Genomic DNA, 20734 nt, shown 5'->3' with positions numbered 1-20734 from the left:
CCGGAGCCCGAGCGTCGCACATGATGGTCCCTACTTGATATTTACAACCAGAGGAGAGACCATGCATACCCAACCATTACATGCCGGCGCCATGGCCAGCCACGAACTCGGAGACGGCTACGCTTCCGGCGTTTCGTGGGGCGCCGTATTCGCCGGCGCCGCCGCTGCCGCCGCGCTGTCATTCATCCTGCTGATACTCGGCACGGGCCTCGGCCTGTCGTCGGTATCGCCCTATCAGTACAACGCCACGCCGCTGGGCAGCGCCGCCGTCGCCTGGATCGCCTTCGTGCAGCTGGCGGCGTCGGGCATCGGCGGCTACATGGCCGGACGCCTGCGCGTCAAATGGGCCAGCGTCCATGGCGATGAGGTGCACTTCCGCGACACCGCACACGGCCTGCTGGCCTGGGCTGTCGCGACGCTGATCACGGTAGCGGTGCTGGCCGGCGGCGTGCGCGCCGTCCTCAGCGGCGCCATCGACTCCGGCGCAGCGGTCGCCAACGCCGCCGCGCCAGCCATGGCGCGCGATGCGGGCCGCGGCAGCACCTACTTCGCCGACATGATGCTGCGTTCGCCCAACGGCGACGCCGCCACCGACGCGCAGCGCAATGAAATCAACCGCATCCTGATCACCGATCTGCCCTCGGGCAAAATCAGCGCCGAGGACCGCGGCTATCTGGCGCAGCTGATCGCCAAACGCACCGGCCTGACGCAGGATGAGGCGGCGCAGCGCGTGGACCTGGTCTACGCCCAGGCAGCGCAGGCGGCCAACGACGCCAAGGCCAAAGCCATGGCAGCCGCAGAGGAAGCACGCAAAGCCGCCGCCCATTCGGCGTTGTGGATGTTTGTCGCCCTGCTGCTGGGCGCCTTCGTCGCCAGCGCGTTTGCCACGCTGGGCGGCCGCAACCGCGATCACGCACGCGTCATCGTGCGCACCACCATCTAACCGGAGAAGATTATGCGTTCGATACTACTGCTGTTGCTTGGCATTCCACTTCCCATCGTCATCCTGATCGCGCTGTTCGTTCGTTAGTACGCATCGACGTCGATCACGGCCTGGGCGAACGCCTGCGGCGCTTCCTGCGGCAGATTGTGGCCCACGCCCTTGATCACGCGGTGCGTGCGCTTGCCGGTGAAGCGGGCGGCATAGGCCTTGCCGTCCGTGGCCGGCGCCACGCCGTCGCTGTCGCCGTCGAGCGTGATGGTCGGCGCCGCGATCGCCGGGCCGGCCGCCAGCTGGCGCTCCAGCGCGTCGTACTTCGGATCGCCGTCCGCCACGCTCAGGCGCCAGCGGTAGTTGTGGATCACGATGGCGATGTAGTCCGGGTTGTCGAACGAGGCCGCGCTGCGGTCGAAGGTGGCCTGGTCGAAGTTCCACTGCGGCGAATTGGCCTTCCAGATCAGGTGGGCGAATTCGCGGCGGTTGGCCTGGTAGCCCGCCTGTCCGCGCTCGGTGGCGAAGTAGAACTGATACCACCAGCCGTGTTCCGCCTTCGGCGACAGCGGCAGCTTGTTGCGCTCGCGGTTGTTGATCAGATAACCGTTCACCGAAACCATGGCCTTGCAGCGCTCCGGCCACAAGGCCGCGATGATGTTGGCCGTGCGCGCGCCCCAGTCGTAGCCGGCCAGGATGGCCTTGGGGATCTTCAGCGCATCCATCAGCGCGATGATGTCCAGCGCCACCGCCGCCTGCTGGCCGTTGCGGAACGCCGCATCCGACAGGAAGCGCGTGCTGCCATGGCCGCGCAGGTGGGGCACGATCACGCGGTAGCCCTGCGCCGCCAGCAGCGGCGCCACTTCGGCGTAGCTATGGATGTCGTACGGCCAGCCGTGCAGCAGCAGCACCGGCTTGCCGTCGGCGGGGCCGGCCTCGTAGTAGCCGACATCGAGTTCGCCGGCGCGGATCTGGCGGATCGGCGCCAGCGCTTGCGGCAGATCGGCGGCGCGCGCCAGCGATGCGAATGGCAGCTCGGCGGCGGCCAGGCCGACGGCGGCCAGCGCGCCGGTCAGCAAGTTGCGGCGCCGGGTGTTCATGCTGCCAGCGCCAGTTCGACGTGGATATTGCCGCGCGTGAGCTTGGAGTACGGGCAGGTCTGGTGCGCCGCGTCGATCAGCGCCTGGCCCACTTCGCGCTCCAGGCCGGGCAGGCTGACGTTCAGGCGCGCTTGCAGCAGGTAGGCGCCGCCGGCGGTGCCCAGGTCGACCTCGGCATCGACCGCCAGGTCCGCCGGCAACTGCACCTTCATCGCCCGCGCCGCATGCCCCAGGGCGCCGATAAAGCAGGCCGACCAGCCGGCCGCGAACAGCTGCTCAGGATTGGTGCCCTGGCCGTTGCCGCCGGGCGGCGACAGCTTCAGGTCCAGCCGGCCGTCGCTGCTGCGGGCGTTGCCGTCGCGGCCGCCGGTGGTGTGGGTTTTTGCGGTGTACAACACTTGTTCGATGCGGGTCATGGTGCGCTCCTGGTGGTTGGCATTAAGTTTATATCGCATCCGATGCAATCGGATGTGACGAATAATACCCCAGGCAAAAACAATGTCAAGCATTTCCGATCAAATCGCATCCGATGTATAATCAACCATCTCCAGATCAAGAGGACCGCCATGAGCACCAAAGCCGCCGCAAAAAAAGAAACGCGCAAGCTGGCCGATTTTCTATGCTTCTCGATCTACTCCGCCAACCTGGCGTTCGGCCGGGCCTACCGGCCCATCCTGGACGAGCTGGGGCTGACCTACACCCAGTACATCACCATCATCGCGCTGTGGGAGCAGGACGGCCAGACCGTCGGCAGCCTGGGCGAGAAGCTGTTCCTGGAATCGAACACGCTCACGCCCATCCTGAAGAAGCTCGAAACGATGGGTTATCTGCGCCGCGAGCGCGATCCCGGCGACGAGCGCCAGGTGCTGGTCAACCTGACCGGCGCCGGCCGCGCGCTGCGCGAAAAAGGGCTGGACATGAACCTGGTGGACGCCTGCGGCCTGACGCCGGACGAATTCTCCGCCGTGCAAAAAGCCGTCGCCACGCTGCGCGACAGCCTGATCAAGTCGGTACAGGGCAAGGGCTAGGCATGGCGAGGAAACGATTGCGGCTGTTCGTGGCTTTTGTCGCGGTGATCGTGTGCGGCCTGCTGTCGCGCAAATACCCGTTCCTGCTGCCGGCGTTCCTGGGCAAATATCCCGGCGACGCGCTATGGGCGGCGATGGTCTACCTGGGCTGCGCCTTCGTCCGGCCCGGCGCGGCAACGGGCCGCCTGGCTGCCTGCGCTTTAGCGATCTGCTATCTGGATGAACTGTCGCAGCTGTACCAGGCGCCGTGGATCAACGCGGTCCGCGCCACGACGGCGGGACATCTGGTGCTGGGGTCGACCTTCTCCTGGCACGACATGCTCGCCTATACGGTCGGCATCATGCTGGCCGTGGGCATCACGCAGCTGAACGCCGGCCGGAGCGGACGGCTCCGGCGCGGCGCGATATAAACGATTTATATCATTGCGCTTTGCGGCGGCGGGCCGCCATGCCGACCAGACCCAGGCCGCCCAGCAGCATGCCGTAGGTCGCCGGTTCCGGCACGGCGGTGGTGATGTTGAAGTTGCCCGAGTAGCTGGCCGAACTGCCGGTGAAGCCGCTCACGCGCAGCGTCAGCGGGCCGCTCAGCACGGTGTTGAACAGGCGCGCCTTGCTCTCGCCGTCGCCGTAGGTCAGATCCAGCGAGACGCCGTTCAGCGACACGTTGGTGAAATAGATTTTCTCGTCGTCGTAGCCGAAGAAATTGATCACGCCGCCGTTGATCTTCAGGTTGCCGGGCAGGTCGGGCTTGAAGTTGTAGGTGTCGGAGAAGTAGTCGCCTTCCAGCGGGGTCGGCTGGCTCAGGTTGAAGCTGCCGGTCCACTGCAGCGGATTGGTTTTCGACTGGTGCAATTCGATGTCATAGGTCTTGGCCATCGCGGACGAGGCGAAGACGGCGCTCAAGGCGAACGCGAGAAGGGTCGATTTCATAGCATGGTTCCTGGATAGTTGAGGTTGGAGGCGCCTGCATGTTGCTTGCTCGGCGACTAAATGTGATAATAAATTGACACCATTAATCGGAAAATAGTCCATTTGGACTGAAGTGCGGCACGGCCCTTGTCTGCGCCGCCGCACCCTAGCGACAATGCACGCCATGAAACCCACCGTCCTATTGATCGACGATCACTCGCTGTTCCGCGCCGGCCTGCGCCTGATGCTGTCCGGCGCCATAGACCACCTCGACGTACGGGAGGCCGCCTCGATCGACGAAGCCCTCGGCATCCCGCGCGACAGTCCCGCCCCCTGCCTGGTGCTGCTCGATATCCAGCTGCCCGGCGTCAACGGCCTCGACGGCATGACGCTGATCCACCGCCGCTGGCCGGACTGTCCGGTGATCGTGCTGTCGGCCGACGGCGCCAGCGCCACCGCCCACAGCGCGCTGGCGCGCGGCGCCGCCCGCTTCATCTCGAAGGCCGAGCCGGCCGCCGCGATCGAGGCCGCGATCAGCGCCGTGCTGCGCGGCGAATGCGACGCGCCCCCGGCCGCCGCCGACCCGCGCCCGCACCTGACGCCGCGCCAGTGCGAAGTGCTGGCCCTGATCTGCGAGGGCTTGTCGAACAAGCTGATCGCGCGCCGCCTGAACCTGTCGGAAAACACCGTGCGCGGCCATGTGCAGGCGCTGTTGGCGATGCTGGGCGTGGTCAGCCGCGCCGAGGCCGCCTTTGCCGCCCGCAAGCGGGGCCTGGTTGGCTAGCCGGCCCGCGCCCGATACCGAGCGCCTGATCCGCGCCGAGCAGGCCCGCCTGCTGATGGGGAATATGGGCAGCTCGCTGCTGCCGGCCATCGCCGTCGCCCTGCTGCTGGTCCATGTGCTGGCCAGGCCGGACAACACGCTGGCGCTGCGCCTGTGGTGCGCCAGCGTGATCGTCTCCAAGGTGTTCGCCAGCTGGGATGCGCGGCGCCTGCTGCGCGCCCCCATCCTGCCCGAACACGCCGGCCGGCTGACGCGCCGCCTGATCGTGCTCAACGCGATCGACGGCGCCGCCTGGGGCGCGCTGGCCTTCGCCGGCCTGGACCCGAGCTCGGCCGCCAACAGCATCCTGGTGGTGGCGGTGCTGGCCGGCATCGTCGGCAATTCGATGTCGCTGCTGTCGCCGGTGCTGCCGGTGTTCGCCGTGTTCTGCGTGTTCGAACTGGGCGCGCTGGCGCTCAAGACCTGGACCCTGGGCGACGTCGCGTTCCAGGCGCTGAGCCTGGCGGTGCTGATCTACCTGGCCAGTTTGCTCAGCCAGGGCCGCAACAGTTCGCGTGCGGCGCGCGCGGCGATCCAGCTACGCTTCGACAACATCGAACTGATCAGCCAGCTGCGGGTCGAAACCGACAAGGCGCAGCAGGCGCTGCACGCGGCCGAGCAGGCCAATCTGGCCAAGTCCAAGTTCCTCGCCGCCGCCAGCCACGACCTGCGCCAGCCCATCCATGCCCAGGGCTTGTTCCTCGAAGTGCTGGGCCGCTCGGCGCTGACGCCGGCCCAGCGCGAGGTGCTGGCCAGCGCCCGTTCGGCGTCCGAGGCGTCGGCCAGCATGCTGCACACGCTGCTCGATTTTTCGCGCATCGAGGCCGGCGTGGTCGAGGCCCACATCGTGCCGTTCCGGCTGCAGCCGCTGCTGGCCAAGATCGAGAGCGAGCTGGCGCCGCAGGCCGACAGCCAGGGCCTGGTCTACCGCACCCACGACAGCGAGCTGGTGCTGCAATCGGACCCGGCGCTGGTCGAGCTCATCCTGCGCAACCTGGTGTCCAACGCCGTGCGCTACACCGAGCGCGGCGGCATCCTGGTCGGCTGCCGGCGGCGCGGCGGCGGCGCCGTGGTCGAGGTGTGGGACACCGGCATCGGCATCGCCGCCGCGCAGCAACAGGAAATCTTCCAGGAGTTCCACCAGCTGGGCAATCCCGAGCGGGACCGGCAGAAAGGCCTGGGCCTGGGGCTGTCGATCGCGCGCGGCCTGGCGCGCATCCTCGACGCGCCGCTGACGCTGTCGTCGCAGCCGGGACGCGGCAGCGTGTTCCGCCTGGCGCTGCCGCTGGCGACGCTGAGCGCGCCGGCCGCGGCCGTGGCCGCACCGCCGCCGGCGCCGCTGCGTCCGCTGGCGATGCGGGTGCTGCTGGTGGACGACGACGCCATCGTCTGCGCCAGCATGCAGCGCCTGTTGCAGGCCTGGGGTTGCGAGTGCCAGGTGGCCGATGGCATAGACCAGGCGCTGGCGCTGGCGCCGGCGCTGCGGCCCGAGCTGATCATCAGCGACTACCGGCTGCGCGGCCAGCAGACCGGCGCCGAGGCGATCGCCGCCTTGCGCGAACAGGCGGGCGTGGCGCTGCCGGCCCTGCTGATCACCGGCGACACCGCCCCGGCCCGGCTGCGTGAGGCGCGCAACAGCGGCGTGCCCCTGCTGCACAAGCCGGTGGCGCCGGCGCAGCTGCACCAGGTGCTGGTCGATATCGAAGCGGGCTACTATGGGAATGAAGAAAGGCTGGAGCGGGTGAAGGGAATCGAACCCTCGTCGTAAGCTTGGGAAGCTTCTGCTCTACCATTGAGCTACACCCGCGATGCACGCATTCTACGCGGCTTTGCATCATGTTGACAATGCTGCCGGCGGCGCCGACAGCTCGTCATACGGTTTCCACCATTCATCCCGCCACCGGCATGCTTCATCGGATGGGGCTCACGCGGCACATCCGTCCTCCCTAGAATGTCCGGACTTTCAACGATCGGAGACCACCATGTTGCGACACCTGCCCCTGCCGTTCCTGCTGCTGGCCAGCTGCGTCCACGCCCAGCCATTCGATGGCGTGACGACCGCCGTCGATGCGGGCGAGTACAAACAGATCACCAGCGTCGTCGTGTCGCAGCACGGCAAGCTGATTTACGAACATTACTTCGACCAGGACGGCGCCGAAGGCTTGCGCAACACCCGCTCGGTGACGAAAACCGTGACGGGCATGCTGGTCGGCGTGGCCGCCGACCGCAAGCTGCTGCGCGTGGACACCAAAGTGCTGCCCCGCTTCCCGGAGTTGCGGCCGCTGGCCAACCCCGATCCGCGCAAGGACAACATCACGGTCGAAGACTTCCTCACCATGAGCTCGCTGCTGGAATGCGACGACGACAACCAGCTCTCCCGTGGCAACGAGGAACGCATGTACCTGATCGAAGACTGGAGCCGCTTTGCCGCCGAGCTGCCGATACGGGGCTTCCCTGACTGGCAGCCCCGGCCGGAAAAATCGCCCTACGGCCGCGCCTGGAGCTATTGCACTGCGGGCGTCACGCTGCTGGGGCCCTTGCTGGAACGCGTCAGCGGCCAGAGCGTGCCGGACTTCGCCGCCGCCAATCTGTTCAAGCCGCTTGGCATCACGCAGGTGAAATGGCAATTCCAGCCCAAGGGATCGGCCATGACCGGCGGCGGCCTGCAACTGCGCAGCGTCGACCTGGCCAAGCTCGGCCAGCTCTACCTCAACGGCGGCCGCTGGGAAGGCAAGCAAATCATTTCAGCCGAATGGGTGCGCAACTCCATCGCGCCGCACGCCAATGCGCGGGAAGGCTACGACTACGGCTATCTGTGGTGGCTGCAAAATTTCAAGGTCGATGGCCGCACCGTGCCGGCGTTCGGCATGTCCGGATCGGGCGGCAACAAGGTGTTCGTGCTGCCGGAGCAGGATGCGGTGGTCGTCATCACGACCACCAATTTCCAGATTCGCGGCGCCCATCCGCTGAGCGAAAAACTGCTGACCAGCCTGATCTTGCCGACGCTGCTGCGTCCCTGAATCATTAGCCTTCCCGCTATCAAAATTCCCCAGGGAGAGAATTTAACTATAGTGACAATTTGTGTATATTTTTGCATTTTATTGCGGACACAATCGAAGCGCACGATAGGAAAGCGCCAACGTGACACATGAGCGCCTACACATAAATTCCACCCTGGGAGCTTCCATGAAAAAAGTAATCACGGCAGTACTGGTGACATCTTCCATCGCGTCACTTTCGCTGGCATTTGCGCTGGGCGCGGATGAGGCGAGCTCTTTTAAATCAGCCGTACGCGAAAGCAAACTCCTGTCCCTGGCAGCGCGCGAGAAAGCGATAGACCTCGGGTACGAGGCATTTAAAAAGAAGGTCTACAAGGAATCCTTCCCGGGCGGCGTCTATATCGTGAACGGCGATACGCCGGTGGCCGATGAAAAGGAATTGCTGGACTTTTACCAGAGAGAGATCGTGGCTGAATGGAAGAGCATAAAATTCGGCATCGCCCTTGGCCAGGGCGCCACGACTCAGCTCATCCTGGACGCTCCCAACGGCAACCCCGCAGCCTGGGATAACGTGAGCAAGAGAAATCTGACCTACTGCATCAGCAAGACATTCGGGAGCAACTACACGAAAACCCTGCAGGCGATCCAGAGCGCAACGCAGGCCTGGGAAGCGGTGGCAGATGTGCGCTTCGTGCACGTCGACAGCCTGGATGGAAAATGTGATGCGTCCACGCCCGGCGTGGTGTTCGATGTACGGCCGGTGAACGTCGGCGGAGAGTATCTTGCCCGCGCATTTTTCCCGCGCTATGCCCGCGCCCAACGCAATGTGTTGATCGACGATTCGTCGTTCACGCTGAAGCCGGGAAAACTGGAATTGGCCGGGATACTGCGTCATGAACTAGGCCATACCCTGGGCTATCGCCATGAGCAAACCAGGCCTGAAGCCGGCAAGTGTTTTGAAGACAAAAACTGGGTGCCCTTGACCAGCTACGACGCCTTCTCCGTGATGCACTACCCGCAATGTAACGGGCTTGGCGATTGGTCTCTGACACTGACGCAAAAAGACAAACTGGGTGCGGCCTGCCTTTACGGCCCGGCCAGCGGCTCCAACTTCAAGCCGGATAGTTGCAACAGCATTTAAGCAGCAGGATAGCGGCGGCGGGCGCCGCCGCGCCGCTGCCCCCTCAGTTCAGCAGGTTGAAGTCGGCCCGGTAGTACGTGCCTTCCGGGCCGCTGCCGGCGCGTTGCAGATAGATGGACTGCTTGCCGATGCTGGCGTTCTCGACTTCGTAGACGCCGCTGGCCAGCGTCTGGCCGGCGGCCACCGCGAAGGTCAGCGAGAACTGGTCCCCGCGCGCATCGACGAAGCTGCGCTTGACGCTGAGCAGCGTCATCGCCACGCCCCGGCTGCCCGGATACACATTGAAGCGCTCCCGCACCAGCGGCAGATAGGTGGCGCTGCCGGCCGCTGCCGGCGCGACGTTGCCGGCGCCTATGCCGGCTGCCGGCGCGGTCCTGGCCTTGCTCAGTTCGGCCGCACCGCACAGGCCCCCGCTGCCCAGCATGCCTCCGGTAGCCAGCACAAATGTTCGACGTTCCATGATCGCTCCTTGACGAAGATTAGCTGCGCGGTGGGAAGATGCCCTGCAACGCAATGATGAAGTTCAGCTCCAGATAGGGCTGCACATTGTTGTGCGCCTGCCCGCCGCCGTTGGCGCCGCTCAGCACGGCCGGCCCCATCGGATGCAAGGGCGACGGACCGATATACGGCGGCGTCGGCGACACCGAAACGGCCAGCGTGTTGCCGTTCGGGCTGGCCGTGGTGGCCAGCGTGCTGGTCGCCTGCATCGCGTGCGAGTGCGGCGGCAGCTCGCTGGCCGCCAGCGTCACGCTGGCCTGGCCACCCGTCTCGCCCTGGAAGCGTTCGCTCAATCCCGGCCCCTGGCCAGTACCCAGCGGTGCGCGCTGACGCAAGTTCGGCAGCGCGAACGTGCTTTTTCCATCGCCGCCATACTGGGTTCCCAGCAAGGAGAACAAGGCCGTATTCTGCGAAATCGGCAATATCTGGCCGTCGCAAGTGGCCCAGCCCGTGGGTGCGAAGTTTCCGGCAAACAGACGGATCTCAGCAAGGAATGGATCTGCCATGACGACTCCTTAACTTTGGGAAGGGAAGATGCCAAACAACGAGATGATGAACTGGATCGCCAGGTAGGGCGCCATGTTCTCGTGCGGCTGGCCGCCGGCGGTGGGGCCGATGGTGCTGCCGCCCATCAGCAGATTCGGCGCCACCGCGGCATACACCTTGGGCTTGGGCGACGGCGCCGCAGGCACCCAGCTGTTGCCATCGGTGATGTTGATGCCGCCGCCGGCCGACGGCGGCGCGGCGGTGCTGGCGTTGATCACATGCTTGTGGGAAGGCATTTCCGCCGTGCTCAGCGTGACCCGCTCCACCCCGCCGTTCTGGCCGAGCTGGTAGGTGTCGCCCTGCAGCGTGCCGACGTGGACCGGCACGCGGCCGCGCAAATCGGGCATGGCGAAGGTCTCGATGCCGTCGCCGCCATAGATGTTGCCGATCAGGGCGAACAAGACTTCATTCTCCGCTATCGGCCAGTGGGCGCCATCGCAAAACGCCCAGCCCGACGGAGCGAAGTTCCCCGCGAACATACGAATTTCACCAACATAAGGTACGGACATGGTTAGTCTCCTGGAAGCAGGAAAAGTTTAATTGTATGAAGGGAAAATACCCGACAGGGCGATGCAGAACATGCTGGGCGCGTAGGGCTGCCGGTTCTCGTGCGGCGCCGAATTCCCGGCGTAGCCCACCGTGTCCGGATGCAAGGCCGCGCTGCCGTCGAAGCCGTGGTAGATGTTGGCGCCGCCCGCCGGGATCGAATCCAGGTAGTTGCCGCTGGGGCTGGTGGAGCGCAAGGCGCCGGGGCCCACTTCGTTGGCGGCGTAGACGGTGTGGCCGTGCTGCGGCACCTGCGCCGTCGTCAGCGTGATATGCGCCGCCCCGCCTGCCGCCCCCGGCTGGACGTTGTGCATCGGCATGCGGCCGCGCAGGTCGGGCAGCGCGAAATTATTGACGCCGTTGCCGCCGTAGTTGGTGCCCAGGATGCTGAACAGCGCCTGGTTCTGGTTAATCGACAGCAGTTGTCCGTCGCAGCGCGCCCAGCCTTTAGGCACGAAGCCGAAACTGAACATGCGGATTTCACCTAAGAAGGGTAAGGACATGGTGGCTCCTGGTAGCGAAAGAGGCCGCGGTGGCGATGCCGGGCGGCGTAAGAAAAAAGCGCCGTCGGCGGACGGCGTTCAGGCGGACGGGGGCCGGCTCAGGAGGGTCGGCGCCGCTTGACGCGGCCCGCCAGCAGCAGCATGCCCAGGCCCAGCGACAGCATCATGACGGAAGAAGGCTCGGGCACGACCTGGCCCATCGGACGCAGCATCACATTGTCGAGCGCCGTGTAGTCGAAGAAGTTCTTATTGAAAAACTGCAGCCAGACCTGCCCCTGGTCGCTCCACAGATTGGGCACCGTGACATGGGTCCAGTCGCCGCCGCTATTGGTCTGCTGCCAGATGACTTTGCCGTCGAGCAGCACCTTGGAGTCGTTGACGACCGGGTCGGTCTGGCTCGCATGGTAGCGCTGCAGGTCGAACTCCAGCTTGTAGACGAAGTGGCGGTCCAGGTCCACCTTCTGGCCCAGGATGCCGAAGCCGTCATAGGCTCCATCGCTGAACACTCTGTTGAACAGATTGGACAACGGCGTGCCGGAATAATCATAGCCCAGCGTCTGCGCCGAGGTGTCGCCGCTTTGCGTCCAGGCGGGCGACAGCGTCGCGGCGGAGAAATCGCCGTCGGCAACCAGATTGGTGGCCGCCTCGGCGGACGAAGCGCCGAACGCGACGGCGCACAACAAGGCAGAAAATAACTTACGCATGGCTAACCTCAGAAGATTGGAGGATTTGGCGGGCAACAGTGCGATTATTTTACTGCGAATATGTCAACAAATTATCAATATGATAGCTATTTTTAAAAATATTATGAAAACGTTGTTTTTATCATAGTTGCAAGATGCAAGCGGGCTCAGCGGGGCAGCCAGCCGATGCTGTGGGCCGCCACATTGTGGATGTAGAGGCGGCCGCCGGCCTCGGTGGCGCCGGTGGTGACGGGCGAGGCGCCGCTGGGGTCCTGCAGGTCGGCGACGATGCTGCCATCCTCGGTGAAGGCCAGCACGTGGCCGTAAGGCTTGGGCTCGGGCCACAGCGCGCGCGGCACGCGCAGCATCAGCTTGCGCAGCCACGGCTGGCCGGCCATCTTGTCGAGGTCGTTGCGCGGGCCGGACAGGCCCAGCCAGATGCGGCCGCCCTCGCCGCGCACCAGGTTGTCCGGGTAGCCGGGCAGGTTATCGAGCAGCACCTGCGCCTGCGGCGAGGCCATCCGCACGTCCAGCCGCGCCGCGTCGACGTCGATTTTCCAGACCCGGTAGCGGCCGGTCTCGCACACGTACAGGTGGCGCTGGTCGGCGCTCATCAGCACGCCGTTGGAAAAGCTCAGGCCGGCGGCGACCACGCGCGTGGCCTTGGCGGCCGGGTCGTACTCCAGCACGCGGCCGGTGGCCGATTGCTCCAGCACGTCCAGCATGGCCGCCTCCATCGTGTCGCGCGCGCCGGGACCGAAGCGCTGCGACGCATCGCTGAAGTAGATCTTGCCGTTGGCCGCGACCGCCACGCCGTCGGCAAAGCGGATAGTCTCGCCATCGACGCGGTCGGCCAGCACGCTGACGCGGCCGTCGGGCGCGACCGACAGCAAGCCCTTGATGGCGTCGGCGACGATCAGCTGGCCGGCGGCGTCGAAGGCCAGGCCGAGCGGCCGGCCGCCGGTGGCGGCCAGCACTTGCGGCGCGCCGCCGTCGGCCGGCAGGCGCAGGATCTTGCCGCTGAGGACGCCGGTGTAGAGCTGGCCGTCGGGCCCGGCCAGCACATGCTCGGGGCCGGCTTCGGCGCCCAGCGAGATCTGCTGCAGGCCGGCCAGCCGGCTGTTGGCCGCCGTGTAGCCGGGCGGCGGGGGGGCGGTCCAGCTGACCGGCTCGATGGGAACCGGCCACAAACTCAGATAGGCAGCGACGATCAATGCAGCAAACATGGACACCCTGGCGATTTTTTTCATAGTGCGCGCTAGTCTACGCAATCCGGATGGAACATGGCAAATCTTGCATCACCGCCCCACGGCCGCGGCGTGCGCCGATATCGCCGGATGGGCGGCGATGGCCTGCAGCACGATGTCGTGCAGCCGCCGGGCCGGGGCGCTCAGTTCGTCGCTGCCGCAGTGCAGGCGCAGGCCGATCACCGGCAGCGGCGGCAGGCCGGGCTGCTCCAGCGCGCGCAAGGCCGGCGGCAAGCCGATCGCCGTGCGCACCGTCACGCCCAGTCCGGCCGCCACCGCCGCCCACACGCCGCCCAGGCTGGGGCTGCTGAAGGCGATGCGCCACGGGATGCCGGCCCGGTCCAGCGCCTGGATCGCGGCCGAGCGCATGATGCAGGGCGCGTCCATCATCACCAGCGGCAGCGGCTCGCGTCCGCCGCCCCAGGCGGGCCAGGCGCCGCTGTCGGCGGCGGCGATCCAGCGCATCGTCAGGCGGGCCAGCTCGGGCGCCGGTGCCGGCGCCGAGGGCGCGGCGTCGCTGTGCCAGGCCAGCGCCAGCTCCAGCCGGCCGGCCGCCAGCTGCGCCATCAGGTCGGCGTTGCGCGCCACGCAAGCCTCGATGCGCAGCCTGGGATGCACGCGGGCGAAGCGGCCCAGCACTTCGGTGAGGATGTGCTCGCCGAAATCCTCCTGCATGCCCAGCCGCACGCTGCCGGCCAGCTCGGCGCCGCGCACCGCCGTGGCCGCCTCATCGTTCAACTCCAGCAGCCGGCGCGCATAGCCCAGCAGCGATTCCCCGGCGGAGGTCGTGACCATGCCCCGCCCTTCCTTGCGCAGCACCGGCAGGCCCAGCTGGTCTTCCAGTTTTTTCAGCTGCGCGCTGACGGCCGAGGTCGAACGCCCCAGCCGCTCCGCCGCCTTGGCGAAACTGCCCAGGTCGACGCCGGTGACGAAGGTGCGCAGCACGTCGAGGTCGAAGGTAATTCGTCGCATAACCATCCTGATTTATCGAACCATCAATCAAAATATTCCTGATTTTCAGGATTAAAATATCCCTGTATCGTGAAGCTGTCAATCACAAAACGGAGGCCGTCATGCCCATGAGCCGCATCTCTCTGCTGAAAGGAAAATCGCCCGAGTACCTGGCCGCGCTGTCGAACAGCCTGCACCGCGCCATGGTCGAGGCCTTCAACGTGCCGGAAAAAGACCGCTTCCAGGCCATCCACCAGCACGAGCCGTACGAGCTGGTGTTCGACCGCGACTATGAAAGCCCGGCCGGCCCGCGCTCCGACGACTACGTGCTGATCAACATCACCACCGGCAAGCCGCGCAGCACCGAAATGAAGCAGGCCTTCTACCGCCGCCTGGTCGAACTGCTGGCCGAGGCGCCGGGCCTGCGGCCGCAGGATGTGATGGTGGTGTTATCGGTCTCGCAGGGCGACGACTGGTCGTTCAGCGGTGGCGCCCCGGCCGCCAGCCTGTGGAGGCCGGCATGATCGCCATGCAATACAGCTTCACGCTGCCGGCCGACTACGACATGGCCATCGTGCGCGAGCGCATCGCCAGCAAGGGGCCGCTGCTGGACCGGCTGCCGCACCTGGCGTTCAAGGCCTATCTGTACGCCGAACGCGGCGCGGCGCCGGACAAGCTGTACGCACCCTTCTACCTGTGGCACAGCGAGGATGGCATGCACGACTTCCTGAACGGCCCCGGGTTCGCCGGCGTGGCCCAGGCCTTCGGCTGGCCGGCGGTGCGCACCTGGACGCCGTGGCACGCCAGCGTCGGCGCCGACGTGCGGCAGGCGCGCCACGCCACCCGCAGCGTCGAGGCGATCCCGCCCCACAGCGACCTGGCGCAATGGCGGCAGCGGGAGGAGCAACATGCGCGCCATGCGCTCGCGTGCGGCGCGCTGGCGGTGGTGATCGGCTTCGAGCCGGGCGGCTGGAGCATCGTGCGCCTGTGCCTGTGGCGCGCCGAACCGGCGCTGCCGCCGCTGCCCAACGAGCAGCGCTACCGGGTCGGCCACGTGTCGGCGCCGGGCCAGGACTAGCGCAGCAGCAGCAGCGCGTAGCGCGGCTGGGCGTTGGCCTGGGCCAGCATCGAGGCGCCGGCCTGGCGCAGGATGCTGGCGCGCGTCAGTTGCGCGGTCTCGCTGGCGTAGTCGGTGTCGCGGATGCGCGAGCGCGCCGCCTCCAGGTTGTTGGCGCCGCTTTCGTCGTTGCCGGCCGCCGCCGACAGCCGGTTGCTGGCCGCGCCCAGCGCGGCGCGGATCTCGCTCACCTGGTCGATCTTGCCGTCGTAGTAGTCCAGCGCGGCCGTGGCGCCGCTGAAGTTGGACAGATCCTGCACCGGCTCGCCGCCGCTGTACACATCCTGCAGCTGCAGGTCCGGCGGCCCGACCACCACCGACGCCTGCCGGCCCGCCAGCAGGCCGGCCGCCGCCGGATTGCCGCCGCTTATGCTGATCGGATGCGATCCCGGCCGCGGCACATTGCTGACGGTGACGTTGCCCTTGTGCGTGCCCAACGCCAGCCCCAGCGAGGCGGTGCTGCCCGGGTTGGATTCGATGATGATGATGTCGCGGCCGTCGGCGGCGCTCAGGGTCAGCGTGCCGCCGCTGGCGCTGGCGGTCACGCCGCTGGTGGCGGACGCCGCGCTGATGGCGCCGGCGGCATTGGCGGCGCGGATGGCGGCGGTGTTGCCGGCGATGGCGCCGATGTTGACGCCGTTGATGGAAAAGCTGCCGGCCGCCAGCACGCCGCTGGCGCCGACGTCGCCGGACAGCGTGGTGGCGGCGCTGGCCGTCACGTCGCGCACATTGGCGGCGTTGATGGCCGCCGCCACCGCGTAGGCGCTGGCCGCGCCCTGCCCGGGCTGCGCGCCGGCGGACGAGGCGCCGACCGCGGTGTTGTTGATGATCACGTCGCCATAAGCGATCGCCCCCAGCACCGCCGTGCCGACCAGGGTGGCCTGCTGCGGCGCGACGTTGACCAGGGTCTTGTTGTAGCTGGCCGGCGCCAGCGCGGCCGGGATGGCCAGCGCCAGCGTCTGCCCGGCCTGGGAGCCGACCTGCAGTTGCTGCGAGAACGAGCCGTCCAGCAAGGCCAGATTGTTATAGCGGGCGCCGGCCACGATGTCCACGTTGGAAGCGACCAGCGCATTCACCTCGACCTGGATGGCGGCGCGATCGACCTTGCTGTTGGTATCGTTGGCGGCCTGCACCGCCAGCTCGCGCATGCGCTGGAAATTGCCCAGCAATTGCCCGGTCGCGCCGTCCGCCACCTGCAGTAGCGAAATGCCATCGTTGATGTTCTGGCGCGCGCGGCGCAGGCCGTTGATGTCCGAGCTCATGCGGTCGCTGATGGCCAGGCCGGCGGCGTCGTCGCGGGCGGAATTGATACGCAGGCCGCTGGACAGTTTTTGCAGGCGCGCAGCCATCTCCTCGCCCGACAGCGCATAACTGCGCTGGGCGTTCAGGGAGGAGAGGTTGGTGTTGATCTGCATGCCGTCGCTGTCCGATGCCACTGCGAAAAAGTGGTTGTCGTCTAACTAACGGCAGCAAACAGCGGGACTTGAACGTCCCGTGCGAAACAATTACTTGGTGTAGGGCGCAGCCTGGCCGCGCGAATCGCGGTCATAGTCGGAACCTTCGGTGGCGGACAGCGTCTGGCCCGTGCCCTTGGAAGGGATGCGGGTGCCGGTCAGCGGACGAACCTGGGATGGCTTGACGGCGGGCGCAGAAGCGTCGGCCTGCACGATAGGCTGATCCACGGTGGCGCAGGCGGTCAAACCCACCAGGCTGGCGAGCATTGCGGCGGTCAAAAATTTATTCATAAGACACCCTATGTTTTAGTTGGTTTTTAGATATTAACTATAAAATAACTAGCGTGTCTATCCCTGTTACAGAATAATTTTAACCAGGTAGCAATTCGAGGCGCTCACGGGCTTGCGCCAGCTGGGCGCCGTCCATGCGGGCGGCGGCGTTTTTCAGGTAGCGGCCGGCGGCGGCATAGCCGCTGCGCTCGGCCATCGCCAGCCACATCCAGGCCTGCGCGATATCGGCGCGCACGCCCTGGCCGACCATGAACATCAGGCCCAGGTTGAACTGCGCGCGCGCGTGGCCCTGGCCGGCGGCCTTCAGATACCAGTGGTGGGCCTGCGCGTAATCCTGCGCCAGGCCCTGGCCGTTGTCATAGCGCAGGCCGAGCGTGAACTGGGCCAGCGCATGGCCCTGCTCGGCCGCCTTGGCGTACCAGCCGTTGGCTTGGGCGCAATCGGGTTGCGGACCGTCGTCCTTGTCGAACAGCAGGCCCAGGTTGTACTGGGCGGCCGCGTAATCCTGCTCGGCGGCGCGGCGATACCAGGCCATGGCCTTGCGGTCGTCGCGCGGCACGCCGCGTCCCGTTTCGTAGCGCAGGCCGAGGTCGAACTGGGCGCGCAGATGGCCCTGGTCGGCCGCCTTGCGATACCAGAAGATCGCCTCCTGGTGGTCCTGCACCACGCCGTGGCCGGCGTCGTACAGCATGCCCAGATGGTATTGCGCGCCGGGGAAGCCCTGCTCGGCCGCCTTGCGGTACCAGAACTGCGCCTGCTCGTAATCCTGCGCCACGCCCTGGCCGTGGTCGTAGCGCAGGCCGAGGTTGTTCTGCGCCGCCGCGTGGCCCTGCTCGGCCGCCTTGCGATACCAGTCCAGCGCCTTCTGCTCGTCGCGCGGCACGCCCTGGCCGTTGTCGTAGATCAGGCCCAGGTTGAACTGCGAGCTGGCGTGGTCCTGCTCGGCCGCGCGGCGATACCACAGGATGGCCTTCTGGCTGTCCTGCGCGATGCCGTCGCCCTTGTCGAAGCGCAGCGCCAGGTTGAACTGCGCCGGCGCATAACCCTGATCGGCCGCCTTGCGGTACCAGGACATCGCCTGGCCCACATCCTGCGGCACGCCCTGGCCGTTGTCATAGCGCAGGCCGAGGTTGAACTGCGCGCGCGGATAGCCCTGCTCGGCCGCCTTGCGGTACCAGGCGATGGCCTGCTTGAAGTCCTGCGGCACGCCCTTGCCGGTGTCGTACATCATGCCGAGATTGTTTTGCGCGCCGGCGTCGCCCTGGTCGGCGGCCTTGCTGAACCAGTACATGGCCTTCTGCGTGTCAGCGTCCAGGCCCTGGCCCTTGGCGTACAGCCAGCCCAGGTTGTACTGCGCGGCGGCGTAGCCCTGCTCGGCGGCCAGCTGGTACCACGCGGCCGCCTCCTGGTAATTCTGCTCGACGCCCTGGCCCTTCTGGTACATCACGCCCAGGTTGTACTGCGCGTGTTCCAGGCCCGATTGCGCGGCCTGGCGATACCAGACCACTGCCAGCTCATAGCTTTGCGCCACGCCCTGGCCGTTGAAATACATAAAGCCCAGGCTGTGCTGGGCATTGGCGACGCCGCGCTCGGCCAGTCCCTTGACGCGCAAGAACTCGGCCGTGTAAGTGCTGCCGTTATTCGCGTCGGCTTCGTTGGGACTGTATTTCGTCATACCTTTTTTACGCTACGTCAGGCTTGGATCGCGATCATCGCCGGTTGGGTGTCTAAAGTGGGAACCGCATGCAGCACATGGGCCGACGGCGGCGCCGTCAGGCGGCCCTGGTCCTGCAGCACGTCCATGAAACTGGCCAGGGAAATCGGCCGGTGGTACAGATAGCCCTGCATCGTGGTGCAGCCGTTGGCCTGCAGATAGCGCGCCTGCACGTCGGTCTCCACGCCTTCCGCCACCAGGTGCAGGCCGAGGCCGCGCGCGATGGAGATGATGGCCAGGATCACCGGATAGTGGCCGTTCTCGTCGTGGATCTCCTTGACGAAGGACTGGTCGATCTTGATCGTGTGGATCGGGAAGCGGTGCAGATACGACAGCGACGAATAGCCGGTGCCGAAATCGTCGATGGCCACCGACACGCCCAGCTGGCACAACTTGTTCAACTGCTCGATCGCATACTGCGGATTGCGGATGCAGATGTTCTCGGTGATCTCGACCTCGATCTGCGCCGGCGAAATGCCGTAGCGCGTCAGCGCGCCGCGCATCTTCTCGAAGAAGTCGCCGCGGTCCAGGTATTGCGGCGACAGGTTCAGCGACAGGCGGATCGCCTCGCCGCCGGCCGCGTTCCACTGCAGCAGGTCGCGGCACAGCGCGCCCAGCATCCAGTCGGAGATCGGCAGCATCAGGCCATTCTCTTCGGCGAACGGCAGGAACTCGCCGGCCGACAGCAGGCCGCGCTGCGGATGGTTCCAGCGCATCAGGCCCTCGGCGCCGATGATGCGGCCCGTGGCCACGTCGACCTGCGGCTGGTAGTACATTTCCAGCTCGTTCAATTCCAGCGCCTTGCGCAGGCTCTGCTCCAGCGCGATCTTCTGGTGCGACACGTCCAGCATCGAGTTGTGATAGAAGCTGTGGCCGTTCTTGCCCAGCGCCTTGACCTGGTACATGGCGATGTCCGCGTGGCGCAGCAGCTCGTCGATGGTCTCGCCGTCGCCCGGATAGATCGCGATGCCGATCGAGGCCGAGATGTGCACCTCATGGCCATCGAGGTCGAACGGCTTGTGCAGGCTTTCGAGGAATTTGTCGGCGATGGACTTGGCGTCCTGGCGGTCGCGCAGCTCCGGCAGCACGATGGTGAATTCGTCGCCGCCCTGGCGCGCCAGCGTATCGCCGCGGCGCAGGCAGTCCTTCAGCCGCGTGGCCACCTGTTGCAGCAGCTCGTCGCCCTTGACGTGGCCCAGCGTATCGTTAACCAGCTTGAAGCGGTCGAGATCGACGAACATCACGGCCAGCTCGGTGAGCTTGCGCTTGGCCTGGATCACGGCCAGGCCCAGGCGGTCCTTGAACAGCATGCGGTTAGGCAGGTCGGTCAGGATGTCGTGGTAGGCCTGGTAGGAGATCACTTCCTCGGCGCGCTTGCGGTCGGTGATGTCGCGCGCCACGCCATAGGTGCCGAAGAACTCGTGCTTTTTGACTTCGTGATCGGGGATGTGCATGCCGATCGCGTTGAGCGAAATCGTCATCAGCGTGTTGTTGAAGGTGCGCTCGATGCCGCTGCCGGTATTGCACTTGAGGCGCAGCTCGACGTTGCGCGAGGCGCGTTCGTCGACGCGGCGCTCGTTGAAGGCGTAGCGCGCGCGCTCCTGGTCTTCGTCATGCACCAGCACCGAGTAGTGGCGGCCGATCAGCTCCTCGCGGGTAAAGCCCAGCAGCTGCTGCACGCGGTCGTTCACAAACGTGAACTTGCCTTCGTGGTTCAGGGTGTAGATGATGTCCGGCGAGCTGTCCACCAGGTAGCGGTACATCTTCTCCGAGTTTTCCAGCTTGGAGGCGATACGCTCGTTGTCGATGGCCAGGCGGCGCTTTTGCAGCGCGTTCTCCACCGTCTTGAGCAGCTCCTCGCGGCTGTAAGGCTTGCGCAGGTAATCGTAGGCGCCGCGCTTCAAGGCGCCGATGGCCGCCTCGATGCCGACATCGCCGCTCATGACGATGACGTCGCCGTCGATCTCCTTGGCGTTGATGAAGTCCATGATCTCGTGGCCGCTCATGTCCGGCAGCCGCAGGTCGAGCAGGATCAGGTCGAATTTGAGCCGGGTCAGCTGGGCCAGCGCCTCGCTGCCGCAGGTGGCCGTCACCAGATGGTAGTCGCGGTCGCGCAGCAGTTCGTACAGGGATGACAGCAAACGCGGCTCGTCGTCTACGAGCAGGATGCGCGGGCAGTGATCGGGAAGGGCGACGGGGGCGTGGTCGTCCGTGGTGACAGCGGCTAGGCTGGCTGGGTTCAAGTTCATCATG

The 20734-nt window shown here is 66.2% G+C and carries 23 protein-coding genes and 1 tRNA gene; 9 read left to right on the top strand and 15 right to left on the bottom strand.

Annotated elements, in window-relative coordinates:
* The first annotated feature begins 61 nt into the window (after nucleotides 1–61).
* Nucleotides 62–943: a hypothetical protein gene (locus DUGA2_RS18210; RefSeq protein ID WP_210402577.1), complete on the top strand. Its 882-nt coding sequence runs from the start codon at nucleotides 62–64 to the stop codon at nucleotides 941–943.
* Nucleotides 944–1026: 83 nt separating this feature from the next.
* On the opposite strand, the gene DUGA2_RS18205 is transcribed toward DUGA2_RS18210, so the two are convergent.
* Entirely contained in the window at nucleotides 1027–2031 is a 1005-nt protein-coding gene (locus DUGA2_RS18205; RefSeq protein ID WP_070270904.1) for an alpha/beta fold hydrolase, read from the bottom strand.
* The gene (locus DUGA2_RS18200) at nucleotides 2028–2447 is read right to left on the bottom strand and encodes an organic hydroperoxide resistance protein (RefSeq protein ID WP_070270903.1); all 420 of its coding nucleotides are present in this window, start codon (nucleotides 2445–2447) and stop codon (nucleotides 2028–2030) included. The genes DUGA2_RS18205 and DUGA2_RS18200 overlap by 4 nt, the downstream gene beginning before the upstream one ends.
* 150 nt (nucleotides 2448–2597) lie before the next feature.
* Between DUGA2_RS18200 and DUGA2_RS18195 the strand changes: the two genes are divergently transcribed.
* Nucleotides 2598–3059: a MarR family winged helix-turn-helix transcriptional regulator gene (locus DUGA2_RS18195; RefSeq protein WP_070270902.1), complete on the top strand. Its 462-nt coding sequence runs from the start codon at nucleotides 2598–2600 to the stop codon at nucleotides 3057–3059.
* Nucleotides 3060–3061: 2 nt separating this feature from the next.
* Entirely contained in the window at nucleotides 3062–3469 is a 408-nt protein-coding gene (locus DUGA2_RS18190; protein WP_070270901.1) for a DUF2809 domain-containing protein, read from the top strand.
* A 10-nt stretch (nucleotides 3470–3479) separates the two neighbouring features.
* Here DUGA2_RS18190 and DUGA2_RS18185 read toward each other — a convergent pair whose 3' ends face one another.
* On the bottom strand, nucleotides 3480–3989 hold the full coding sequence (locus tag DUGA2_RS18185; RefSeq protein ID WP_070270900.1) for an FxDxF family PEP-CTERM protein: 510 nt from the start codon (nucleotides 3987–3989) through the stop codon (nucleotides 3480–3482).
* Between the two features lie 163 nt (nucleotides 3990–4152).
* On the opposite strand from DUGA2_RS18185, the gene DUGA2_RS18180 reads away from it, so the two are divergent.
* Nucleotides 4153–4752, top strand: coding sequence for a response regulator (locus tag DUGA2_RS18180; protein WP_070271066.1), 600 nt, complete (start codon nucleotides 4153–4155; stop codon nucleotides 4750–4752).
* The gene (locus DUGA2_RS18175) at nucleotides 4745–6559 is read left to right on the top strand and encodes a hybrid sensor histidine kinase/response regulator (RefSeq protein WP_229214718.1); all 1815 of its coding nucleotides are present in this window, start codon (nucleotides 4745–4747) and stop codon (nucleotides 6557–6559) included. Before DUGA2_RS18180 ends, DUGA2_RS18175 begins: the two co-directional genes overlap by 8 nt.
* Here DUGA2_RS18175 and DUGA2_RS18170 read toward each other — a convergent pair.
* Nucleotides 6525–6598, bottom strand: a tRNA-Gly gene (locus DUGA2_RS18170). The two genes, DUGA2_RS18175 and DUGA2_RS18170, sit on opposite strands and share 35 nt — an antisense overlap.
* A 175-nt stretch (nucleotides 6599–6773) precedes the next feature.
* Between DUGA2_RS18170 and DUGA2_RS18165 the strand changes: the two genes are divergently transcribed.
* Nucleotides 6774–7811: a serine hydrolase gene (locus DUGA2_RS18165; RefSeq protein ID WP_083296366.1), complete on the top strand. Its 1038-nt coding sequence runs from the start codon at nucleotides 6774–6776 to the stop codon at nucleotides 7809–7811.
* A 166-nt stretch (nucleotides 7812–7977) separates the two neighbouring features.
* Entirely contained in the window at nucleotides 7978–8931 is a 954-nt protein-coding gene (locus DUGA2_RS18160) for a matrixin family metalloprotease (protein ID WP_070270899.1), read from the top strand.
* Nucleotides 8932–8974: 43 nt separating this feature from the next.
* Here DUGA2_RS18160 and DUGA2_RS18155 read toward each other — a convergent pair whose 3' ends face one another.
* The 7 genes from DUGA2_RS18155 to DUGA2_RS18125 all read right to left on the bottom strand — a co-directional run bounded on the left by DUGA2_RS18155 (nucleotide 8975) and on the right by DUGA2_RS18125 (nucleotide 13926).
* A complete protein-coding gene (locus tag DUGA2_RS18155) occupies nucleotides 8975–9391 on the bottom strand; it encodes a hypothetical protein (protein ID WP_070270898.1) in 417 nt (138 codons plus the stop codon).
* Between the two features lie 19 nt (nucleotides 9392–9410).
* Nucleotides 9411–9935: a phage tail protein gene (locus DUGA2_RS18150; RefSeq protein WP_070270897.1), complete on the bottom strand. Its 525-nt coding sequence runs from the start codon at nucleotides 9933–9935 to the stop codon at nucleotides 9411–9413.
* 9 nt (nucleotides 9936–9944) lie between these two features.
* Nucleotides 9945–10484, bottom strand: a complete 540-nt coding sequence (locus tag DUGA2_RS18145) for a phage tail protein (protein WP_070270896.1) — start codon at nucleotides 10482–10484, stop codon at nucleotides 9945–9947.
* A 27-nt stretch (nucleotides 10485–10511) separates the two neighbouring features.
* A complete protein-coding gene (locus DUGA2_RS18140; RefSeq protein ID WP_070270895.1) occupies nucleotides 10512–11024 on the bottom strand; it encodes a phage tail protein in 513 nt (170 codons plus the stop codon).
* A gap of 98 nt (nucleotides 11025–11122) precedes the next feature.
* Entirely contained in the window at nucleotides 11123–11728 is a 606-nt protein-coding gene (locus DUGA2_RS18135) for a PEP-CTERM sorting domain-containing protein (RefSeq protein ID WP_070270894.1), read from the bottom strand.
* Nucleotides 11729–11874: 146 nt separating this feature from the next.
* Nucleotides 11875–12957 carry an SMP-30/gluconolactonase/LRE family protein gene (locus tag DUGA2_RS18130; RefSeq protein WP_070270893.1) on the bottom strand — a complete coding sequence of 361 codons (1083 nt, stop codon included), beginning with the start codon at nucleotides 12955–12957 and terminating at the stop codon, nucleotides 11875–11877.
* A gap of 48 nt (nucleotides 12958–13005) precedes the next feature.
* A complete protein-coding gene (locus DUGA2_RS18125) occupies nucleotides 13006–13926 on the bottom strand; it encodes a LysR substrate-binding domain-containing protein (protein ID WP_070270892.1) in 921 nt (306 codons plus the stop codon).
* 107 nt (nucleotides 13927–14033) lie between these two features.
* On the opposite strand from DUGA2_RS18125, the gene DUGA2_RS18120 reads away from it, so the two are divergent.
* Nucleotides 14034–14429: a tautomerase family protein gene (locus tag DUGA2_RS18120; RefSeq protein WP_373994842.1), complete on the top strand. Its 396-nt coding sequence runs from the start codon at nucleotides 14034–14036 to the stop codon at nucleotides 14427–14429.
* Nucleotides 14426–14983, top strand: a complete 558-nt coding sequence (locus DUGA2_RS18115; RefSeq protein WP_070270890.1) for a DUF4865 family protein — start codon at nucleotides 14426–14428, stop codon at nucleotides 14981–14983. The genes DUGA2_RS18120 and DUGA2_RS18115 overlap by 4 nt, the downstream gene beginning before the upstream one ends.
* Here DUGA2_RS18115 and DUGA2_RS34810 read toward each other — a convergent pair.
* The 4 genes from DUGA2_RS34810 to DUGA2_RS18095 form a co-directional block, all read right to left on the bottom strand.
* Nucleotides 14980–16437: a flagellin gene (locus tag DUGA2_RS34810; RefSeq protein WP_070271062.1), complete on the bottom strand. Its 1458-nt coding sequence runs from the start codon at nucleotides 16435–16437 to the stop codon at nucleotides 14980–14982. The two genes, DUGA2_RS18115 and DUGA2_RS34810, sit on opposite strands and share 4 nt — an antisense overlap.
* Before the next feature lie 90 nt (nucleotides 16438–16527).
* Nucleotides 16528–16767 carry a hypothetical protein gene (locus DUGA2_RS18105; protein ID WP_141753312.1) on the bottom strand — a complete coding sequence of 80 codons (240 nt, stop codon included), beginning with the start codon at nucleotides 16765–16767 and terminating at the stop codon, nucleotides 16528–16530.
* A 79-nt stretch (nucleotides 16768–16846) separates the two neighbouring features.
* A complete protein-coding gene (locus DUGA2_RS18100; protein WP_070270888.1) occupies nucleotides 16847–18442 on the bottom strand; it encodes an SEL1-like repeat protein in 1596 nt (531 codons plus the stop codon).
* A 17-nt stretch (nucleotides 18443–18459) separates the two neighbouring features.
* Nucleotides 18460–20733: a bifunctional diguanylate cyclase/phosphodiesterase gene (locus DUGA2_RS18095; RefSeq protein WP_141753311.1), complete on the bottom strand. Its 2274-nt coding sequence runs from the start codon at nucleotides 20731–20733 to the stop codon at nucleotides 18460–18462.
* Between the last annotated feature and the right edge of the window lies 1 nt (nucleotide 20734).

Source organism: Duganella sp. HH101 (assembly GCF_001758795.1).
GTDB lineage: Bacteria > Pseudomonadota > Gammaproteobacteria > Burkholderiales > Burkholderiaceae_D > Rugamonas > Rugamonas rivuli.
Note: the sequence above shows the minus strand (reverse complement) of the source record. Positions and strands in the feature narration are given on the sequence as shown.

Bases quoted from the DNA above. Each gene is read 5' to 3' on its own strand.
- DUGA2_RS18210 (WP_210402577.1), top strand. From the start codon at position 62: ATGCATACCCAACCATTACATGCCGGCGCCATGGCCAGCCACGAACTC.
- DUGA2_RS18205 (WP_070270904.1), bottom strand. From the start codon at position 2,031: ATGAACACCCGGCGCCGCAACTTGCTGACCGGCGCGCTGGCCGCCGTC.
- DUGA2_RS18200 (WP_070270903.1), bottom strand. From the start codon at position 2,447: ATGACCCGCATCGAACAAGTGTTGTACACCGCAAAAACCCACACCACC.
- DUGA2_RS18195 (WP_070270902.1), top strand. From the start codon at position 2,598: ATGAGCACCAAAGCCGCCGCAAAAAAAGAAACGCGCAAGCTGGCCGAT.
- DUGA2_RS18190 (WP_070270901.1), top strand. From the start codon at position 3,062: ATGGCGAGGAAACGATTGCGGCTGTTCGTGGCTTTTGTCGCGGTGATC.
- DUGA2_RS18185 (WP_070270900.1), bottom strand. From the start codon at position 3,989: ATGAAATCGACCCTTCTCGCGTTCGCCTTGAGCGCCGTCTTCGCCTCG.
- DUGA2_RS18180 (WP_070271066.1), top strand. From the start codon at position 4,153: ATGAAACCCACCGTCCTATTGATCGACGATCACTCGCTGTTCCGCGCC.
- DUGA2_RS18165 (WP_083296366.1), top strand. From the start codon at position 6,774: ATGTTGCGACACCTGCCCCTGCCGTTCCTGCTGCTGGCCAGCTGCGTC.
- DUGA2_RS18160 (WP_070270899.1), top strand. From the start codon at position 7,978: ATGAAAAAAGTAATCACGGCAGTACTGGTGACATCTTCCATCGCGTCA.
- DUGA2_RS18155 (WP_070270898.1), bottom strand. From the start codon at position 9,391: ATGGAACGTCGAACATTTGTGCTGGCTACCGGAGGCATGCTGGGCAGC.
- DUGA2_RS18150 (WP_070270897.1), bottom strand. From the start codon at position 9,935: ATGGCAGATCCATTCCTTGCTGAGATCCGTCTGTTTGCCGGAAACTTC.
- DUGA2_RS18145 (WP_070270896.1), bottom strand. From the start codon at position 10,484: ATGTCCGTACCTTATGTTGGTGAAATTCGTATGTTCGCGGGGAACTTC.
- DUGA2_RS18140 (WP_070270895.1), bottom strand. From the start codon at position 11,024: ATGTCCTTACCCTTCTTAGGTGAAATCCGCATGTTCAGTTTCGGCTTC.
- DUGA2_RS18135 (WP_070270894.1), bottom strand. From the start codon at position 11,728: ATGCGTAAGTTATTTTCTGCCTTGTTGTGCGCCGTCGCGTTCGGCGCT.
- DUGA2_RS18130 (WP_070270893.1), bottom strand. From the start codon at position 12,957: ATGAAAAAAATCGCCAGGGTGTCCATGTTTGCTGCATTGATCGTCGCT.
- DUGA2_RS18125 (WP_070270892.1), bottom strand. From the start codon at position 13,926: ATGCGACGAATTACCTTCGACCTCGACGTGCTGCGCACCTTCGTCACC.
- DUGA2_RS18120 (WP_373994842.1), top strand. From the start codon at position 14,034: ATGAGCCGCATCTCTCTGCTGAAAGGAAAATCGCCCGAGTACCTGGCC.
- DUGA2_RS18115 (WP_070270890.1), top strand. From the start codon at position 14,426: ATGATCGCCATGCAATACAGCTTCACGCTGCCGGCCGACTACGACATG.
- DUGA2_RS34810 (WP_070271062.1), bottom strand. From the start codon at position 16,437: ATGCAGATCAACACCAACCTCTCCTCCCTGAACGCCCAGCGCAGTTAT.
- DUGA2_RS18105 (WP_141753312.1), bottom strand. From the start codon at position 16,767: ATGAATAAATTTTTGACCGCCGCAATGCTCGCCAGCCTGGTGGGTTTG.
- DUGA2_RS18100 (WP_070270888.1), bottom strand. From the start codon at position 18,442: ATGACGAAATACAGTCCCAACGAAGCCGACGCGAATAACGGCAGCACT.
- DUGA2_RS18095 (WP_141753311.1), bottom strand. From the start codon at position 20,733: ATGATGAACTTGAACCCAGCCAGCCTAGCCGCTGTCACCACGGACGAC.